Source organism: Burkholderia sp. LMG 13014, from assembly GCF_905232215.1.
Classification (GTDB): domain Bacteria; phylum Pseudomonadota; class Gammaproteobacteria; order Burkholderiales; family Burkholderiaceae; genus Burkholderia.
This window is the reverse complement of sequence record NZ_CAJNKE010000346.1, coordinates 1-6,368: the sequence shown is the minus strand read 5'-3', so window position 1 is coordinate 6,368 and position 6,368 is coordinate 1. Positions and strand designations below refer to the sequence as shown.

Genomic DNA, 6,368 nt, shown 5'->3' with positions numbered 1-6,368 from the left:
TGCGCGCCGAAAGCTATCGCGCGCCGAAGGAGGCGGGCGTGCTGCGTTCCGACATCCCGCTGCTCGACACCGCGCAGGCCGTCAACATCGTGCCCGCGCAGGTGCTGCGCGACCAGCGTCCGCGCAATCTCGACGACGCGCTCGGCAACGTCAGCGGCATCACGCAGGGCAACACGCTCGCGGGCACGCAGGACACCATCATGAAGCGCGGCTTCGGCGGCAACCGCGACGGCTCGATCATGCAGAACGGGATGCCGCTCGTGCAGGGGCGCGCGTTCAACGCGGCGGTCGACAGCGTCGAGGTGCTGAAGGGGCCGACGTCGCTGCTGTACGGGTTGATGGACCCGGGCGGCGTGGTCAACGTCGTCACCAAGCAGCCGCAGCTCAAGCGCTACAACGCGATCTCGCTTGGCGCGTCGACGTTCGGGCACGGCAAGAACGGCGGCGGCGCGACGTTCGATTCGACCGGGCCGGTCGGCGATTCGCGGCTTGCGTACCGGCTGATCGTCGACCAGTCGAACGAGCAGTACTGGCGCAACTTCGGCGAATACCGGCAGACCTTCGTCGCGCCGTCGCTCGCGTGGTATGGCCGCGATACGCAGGTCGCGGTGTCCTACCAGTACCGGAAATTCCATTCGCCGTTCGATCGCGGCACGGCGCTCGACCCGCGCACCAACGCACCGCTCGACATTCCCGCGCGGCGGCGCATCGACGAGCCGTTCAACAACATGGACGGTGAATCGCACCTTGCGCAGTTGAGCGTCGATCACCAGTTCAACGCGGACTGGAGCGCGCATTTCGGCTACAGCTACAACCGTGAGACCTACGACGCGAACCAGTTGCGCACGACGGGCGTCGATCCGGTGAAGGGCACGATGACGCGCAGCAACGACGCGACGCACGGCTCGCTCAGCACCGACAGCTACGGGATCGGCTACGTGAACGGCAAGCTGATGCTGGGCGGGATGCAGCACGACGTGCAGGTCGGCTTCGACACCGAATACCGCCGCATCTACCGCAAGGACATGCTGCGGCAGGCCGTGAAGACGCCGTTCAGCTATCTCAATCCCGTCTACGGGCTGCTGCCGCCGTCGAGCACGGTGTCCGCGAGCGACAGCGACCAGACCGACACGCTGCACGATGCATCGGCGTTCGTGCAGGACACGATCCACCTGACCGACAAGTGGATCGTGTCGGGCGGGTTGCGCTACATCACGTACAACCAGGTCGCGGGGCGCGGCCGGCCGTTCGTCGCGAACACCGATCTCAGCGGCTCGAAGTGGCTGCCGCGCGCGGGCGTCGTCTACAAGTGGACCGACACGTTCTCGCTGTACGGCAGCTATTCGCAGTCGCTGAAGCCGTCGTCGTCGATCGCGCCGATGACGGGCTACATCATCGACGGCGCGACGCCGCCCGAGGAAGCGACCGCGTGGGAGGTGGGCGGCAAGCTCGACCTGCCGGGCGGGATGACCGGCACGCTCGCATTCTTCAACATCGACAAGAAGAACGTGCTCGTGTCGCAGTACAACGACGCGACCAAGCTGACCGACTGGCGCACGTCGGGCAAGGCGCGCTCGCGCGGGATCGAGCTCGACGTGTCGGGCAGGATCGGCGAGCGCGTGAACGTGATCGCGAGCTACGCGTATATCGACGCGAAGACCACCGAGGATCCGCTGTACGCGGGCAATCAGCTGTGGAACGTCGCGCGCCACACGGCGTCGCTCGCGGGCGTCTACGACTTCGGCACGGTGATCGGCGGCGACGACCTGCGCATCGGCGCGGACGTGCGCTACGTCGGCGCGCGCCCCGGCGATTCGGCGAACAGCTTCACGCTGCCGTCGTACGTGCTCGCCGACGCGTTCGCCACGTACGACACGCGGATCGGCAAGCAGAAGCTGTCGTTCCAGCTCAACGTGAAGAACCTCTTCAATCGCACGTACTACCCGTCGAGCGCGAACCGCTACTTCGTCGCGATCGGCGATGCGCGACAGGTGTCGCTGCTCACCACGCTGCAGTTCTGACCACGCAATCGCCGCGTGGCCGTCATGATGGCGCGCGGCTTCGGAGAAGCTCCAGATGAACCGGAACATGAAGACCGGCGCCGTGCGCGCCGTTGCCGCCAGTGCGCGGCGTCGTACCTTGCGCGCGATCGCGGGCTCGGTGCTCGCGATCGGCGCAGGCCTTGGCCTCGGCGCGGGTGTGGCCACCCCCGCATTGGCAGCCGATGCGCCGCAGGCCGTCACGCGCGTCGCGATGCTCGTGCAGTTGCGCGGCCCGAACCTGAAGGTCGACGAACGCATCGTCCAGCATCTCGGCGAACGCGGCTACGCGGTACGCCTGATCGACGAATCGTCGACGCCGGATGCGGCGCGCGATGCCGACCTGGTCGTGATCTCGTCAACGGTGTCGTCGAAGAACGTGCGGCCCGGCTGGCGCACGCTCGACAAGCCGCTCGTGACCTGGGAAAACGACCTGCTCGACGATCTCGCGATGACGGGCAAGCGTCACGACGCCGACTTCGGCGAAACGGGCAAGGAGCGCTACCTGTGGCTCGTCAATGCGCCGCACCCGATCTCGGCCGGGCTGCCGGCCGGCGCGACGAACGTGTACGGCAAGCAGGCGCCGATGAGCTGGGGCAAGCCGGGGCTCGGCGCGATCACGATCGCGACCGTGTACGGCCAACCCGACAAGGCCGCGATCTTTGCGTACGAGAAGGGCGCGACGATGGACTACGAAGCGCTCGCGCCGGCGCGCCGCGTGATGTTCTTCCTCGACAACGACACGTTCGTGAACCTGTCGCCGGCCGGTGTCGCGCTGTTCGACGCGGCCGTCGACTGGGCGGCCGGGCGGCGCTGATTTGCCACAGCGGTGCTAGGTCGATTGCAGCGATGCCGCTTCGATCAGTTGCGCCAGTTGCTGCGCCGGCTCCGACATCGTCCGCCGCGCGCGATGCACGAGCCCGATGTCGCGGTGAAACGTGTGAGGCCCGAGGTCGATCGCGCGCACGCCGGCCGGCCAGCGGCGATACACGCCGGTCTGCGGGACGAGCGCGACGCCGACGCCGTTCTCGACCAGCTTGACGATCGCGTCGAGCTCGTCGAGTTCGCAGGTGTCGCGCACCGCAATGTGCATCTTCCTCAGAAAGCGATCGACCTGGCGGCCGCCGAACGACGCGCGGTCGTAGCGCACGAACGGTTCGCTCGCGAGCAGTTCGGCCCAGTCCCTGCCTTTTACGCTGCGCGGCACGATGAGCCGGAACGGTTCCTGCGCGAGCGTCGTCCAGTGCAGGTCGCTCTGCAGCGAAAACGGCGGCCGGATGATCGCGGCCATGTCGATCTCGCCCGCGTCGACCCGGTTGACCAGTTCGATCGACAGCCCCGGTATCACGCGTGTCCGGCACGCGGGATGCCGGCGATGGAAATCGGCGAGCGCGGCCGGCAGCAGCGCGCTCTGCACCGACGCGATCGCGCCGATCGTCACGCGCACGGCGGCCGGCGAACCGGGCGCCGTCGAGCTCAGGTTGTCGTACAGGCCGATCAGTGCCTGCGCCTGGTCGAGTACGTGATGGCCCATCTCGTTGAGCCGCGCCGACCGGCTTTGCCGGTCGAACAGCGCGAAGCCGAGCTCGGCTTCGAGACGCTGCATCTGCGCGCTCACAGCCGCCTGCGTGAGCCCGATACGGTTGCCGGCCGCGGCGAACGTGCCTTCCCGGGCGACGGCGACGAGGGTTTTCAGTTCGCGGATCATTCATCAATTCCGTTTGTGAATGGCTCAACTATATATTGATTTAATTTCTGCTTGACCTTGACTACCATGGTGCCGTCCTCGCGCCACGCGAGCGTTTCATCACGAGGCAACCATGAGTCTTTCCCCGTTTCACCTGGCGATCCCGGTCTACGACCTGCCGGCCGCGCGCGATTTCTACGGCCGTGTGTTCGGGCTGGCAGAGGGGCGTTCGAGCGCGCAGTGGGTCGACTTCGACTTCTACGGGCACCAGCTCGTGATCCACGAGCATCCGAAGACCGCGTCGCAGGAAGGTGCGCACACGAACGCGGTCGACGGTCACGACGTGCCGGTACCGCATTTCGGGATCGTGCTCGACTGGCCGAGCTGGGAAGCGCTGGCCGAGCGGCTGCGATCGTTCGGCGTGACCTTCGTGATCGAGCCGTATGTGCGGTTCCAGGGGCAGGTCGGCGAACAGGCGACGATGTTCCTGTTCGATCCGTGCGGCAATGCGCTCGAATTCAAGGCGTTCCGCGATATCGGCCAGTTGTTCGCGAAGTGACCGGCGGCGCGGTCAGCGCCGATTGAAATTGGGTGCGAGAATGCGGCCTCCGGCCCGGCTGTGCGCATGCGCACCGACCGGCGCCGCGCCGCACGGCATTCGTGCGTGCCGTTCTCCAAGGAACCCGTATGGACAGTCATATCGCGCCGGTTGAGCTGAAGAAAGCCTACCGTCTCCTCAACCACGGCCCGACCGTGCTCGTGTCGGCCCGCCACGACGGCGTCGACAACGTGATGGCCGCCGCATGGGCGTGCGCGCTGGACTTCCAGCCGCCGAAGCTGACGGTCGTGCTCGACAAGACCGCGAAGACGCGCGAACTCGTCGAGCGCAGCGGCACGTTCGTGATCCAGGTGCCGACGGCCGCACAGATTCAGCTCACGCATGCGGTCGGCAGCCACAGTCTCGCGGAGCGGCCCGACAAGCTGCGCGAAGCGGGCGTCACGCTGTTCGACTTCGAAGGCCACGATCTGCCGTTCGTCGCCGGCTGCTCGGGCTGGCTCGCGTGCAAGCTGATTCCGGAGCCGCACAACCAGCAGACCTACGACCTGTTCATCGGCGAGGTGGTCGCGGCGTGGTCCGACACGCGCGTGTTCCGCGACGGCCACTGGTATTTCGAATCGGCCGATCCGGCACTGCGCAGCCTGCATTACATCGCGGGCGGCAATTTTTATGCGATCGGCGAATCGCTGCACGTGGACCCGGACGCGAAGTAAGCGTCGGCCGGGCGTGCCGTCCCGATCCGGGCGCGCGGTTCACGCGCGCCTTTTCAATTCCATCCGCATGGTTTCTGCGAATGCCTGCGCTACGCACGGCAGCGTGCGCTCGCTGGCGCTCGACGCGCACCGCAAATCGATCGGTTCGGTGCTGCTGGCGAGCGAGGTGCCCGACCCGGCGTGACGGATGGTGTCGCGCCGGGCGGGCCCGTCCTTACGGGATCAGCAGTTCGCGAAGGCCGTTTGCGTGCTCGATGCGTTCTCCCGCAATATGCAGGCGCTGATCCTGGCGATAGTCGTAGACCGCGCGCGACGCAGCGAGCTGGTCGAAGTCGAGTTCGACCGCGTGACGCGATTCGGCATTGCCGGCCTCGAAGATCAGGTTTCCGAACGGATCGGCCGCGAGGCTGCCGCCTGCGAACACGACGTCGTGCGTGCTGCCGCCGACGCGGTTGGCGACCACCGCGAACACCTGGTTCTCCATCGCGCGCGCCGTTGCCGACGTGCGGTGGACGGCGCGGTACGGTTCCATGTTGCCGTCGGTGATGAGGATCAGCTCGGCGCCGAGTGCGGCGAGCGCGCGGCCGGTTTCGGGGAATTCGTTGTCGTAGCAGATCAGCAGGCCGATCCGCACGCCGCGCCATTCGATCGTCGCGTAACGGTCGCCGGGCAGCACGACGCCGTGCTCGCTCACCCACAGATGCGTCTTGCGATAGCGCATTGCGATGCCGTCCGGCGTGACGAATACCGTGGTGTTGTAGAAGCGGCCGCCGTCGTTCTCGATCAGCCCGACCACGACGGCAACGTCACGCGCGCGAGCGGCCGCGATGACCGCGCCGACGCTCGGGCCGTCGAGCGGCTCGGCGCATTCGGCGAGATTTGATGGATCGAGGAAGCCGGTGAGCTGCGCTTCCGGAAACATCACGATGTCGGTGCCCGGCGCGCAGGTCGCGATTGCTGCGAGCGTGCGCTGCAGGTTGTAGTGCGTGTCGCCGTCGCGACCGGCGAGCTGGACGATGTCGAGCTTCAGTTTCATGGCGATGTCGGTAGCAGGGGGGCCGTCGCCGGTGGCGCCGGACGGGTGGGTAAAGAGGCCCCAGTATGCGCCGAAGCGGCGGATTTCCCATCCCGCCGGTGCGTTAACCCGTCGGGGGTATTGCTCTTTGACGCCGCCGGTGGCGGCGAGCGCCGACCCGCGTGACCCGCGATGCGTTTCAGGAGCCGGTCTGCGCGTTCAGGAACAGCGAGAACAGCTCCGATTGCGAGTTGATCGCGAGCTTCCCGTAGATGTTGCGGCGATGCACCTTGACCGTTTCTGCCGAAATGGCCAGCTTGTTCGCGACTTCCTTGTTCGAACGGCCGCTGAGGAT

General features: G+C 66.9%; 7 protein-coding genes. 4 read left to right on the top strand and 3 right to left on the bottom strand.

Translation table 11 applies throughout. The annotated features are described in order from the left end of the window. Positions 1 to 2,021: TonB-dependent siderophore receptor (locus JYJ84_RS25560; protein ID WP_205189590.1), on the top strand; the 2,021-nt coding region annotated here is incomplete at its 5' end. A 55-nt stretch (positions 2,022 to 2,076) separates the two neighbouring features. After that, positions 2,077 to 2,856: a hypothetical protein gene (locus JYJ84_RS25555; RefSeq protein ID WP_175221364.1), complete on the top strand. Its 780-nt coding sequence runs from the start codon at positions 2,077 to 2,079 to the stop codon at positions 2,854 to 2,856. A gap of 15 nt (positions 2,857 to 2,871) precedes the next feature. Here JYJ84_RS25555 and JYJ84_RS25550 read toward each other — a convergent pair whose 3' ends face one another. Then, positions 2,872 to 3,747 carry a LysR family transcriptional regulator gene (locus JYJ84_RS25550; protein ID WP_175221365.1) on the bottom strand — a complete coding sequence of 292 codons (876 nt, stop codon included), beginning with the start codon at positions 3,745 to 3,747 and terminating at the stop codon, positions 2,872 to 2,874. Between the two features lie 112 nt (positions 3,748 to 3,859). Here JYJ84_RS25550 and JYJ84_RS25545 point away from each other — a divergent pair, with 112 nt between their 5' ends. Next, positions 3,860 to 4,285, top strand: coding sequence for a VOC family protein (locus JYJ84_RS25545; RefSeq protein WP_043182401.1), 426 nt, complete (start codon positions 3,860 to 3,862; stop codon positions 4,283 to 4,285). A gap of 128 nt (positions 4,286 to 4,413) precedes the next feature. Then, entirely contained in the window at positions 4,414 to 4,998 is a 585-nt protein-coding gene (locus JYJ84_RS25540; RefSeq protein ID WP_175221366.1) for a flavin reductase family protein, read from the top strand. Positions 4,999 to 5,212: 214 nt separating this feature from the next. Here the strand turns inward: JYJ84_RS25540 and JYJ84_RS25535 are convergent, their stop codons facing one another. Continuing rightward, positions 5,213 to 6,034, bottom strand: a complete 822-nt coding sequence (locus JYJ84_RS25535) for a nitrilase-related carbon-nitrogen hydrolase (RefSeq protein ID WP_175221367.1) — start codon at positions 6,032 to 6,034, stop codon at positions 5,213 to 5,215. 178 nt (positions 6,035 to 6,212) lie between these two features. Then, the coding region (locus tag JYJ84_RS25530) for a response regulator transcription factor (RefSeq protein ID WP_205189591.1) at positions 6,213 to 6,368 on the bottom strand (156 nt) is incomplete at its 5' end.